1 protein-coding gene is annotated in these 291 nt (G+C 54.3%); it reads right to left on the bottom strand.

All coding sequences use genetic code 11. The features are described from left to right. The coding region (locus tag KDM89_RS21735) for a hypothetical protein (protein WP_212689846.1) at positions 1 to 291 on the bottom strand (291 nt) is incomplete at both ends.

Genomic DNA, 291 nt, shown 5'->3' with positions numbered 1-291 from the left:
TTTTCTGCTACGGTTTTCGCCAGTTCCAGCGCGGACCTTGATTTCTCACCTTCTTCCACCAGTTTGCTGATGGTGGCGATGACGGTGGCGATATTGTCATCTTGCGCGATACGCTTGCGTGAATCAGGCACCAGACTGATCAGGATTTGGCGCAAGGAGTTCAGGGTACTTTCTCTTTCACTGAGTTCCGCCCTGAGCTGGCCGGCGGTGGTTTGCAAGGTTAGCAGCGTTGTTCTGAGTTCAGCCGGTGCGTTCTGGATCAGGTGCTCATATTCCAGGTCGCGGCCTTCT

This window comes from Cognatundibacterium luofuense (assembly GCF_018139685.1).
Taxonomy (GTDB): domain Bacteria; phylum Pseudomonadota; class Gammaproteobacteria; order Burkholderiales; family Burkholderiaceae_D; genus Undibacterium; species Undibacterium luofuense.
The sequence above is the reverse complement of the archived record's forward strand: the minus strand, read 5'-3'. Positions and strand labels throughout refer to the sequence as shown.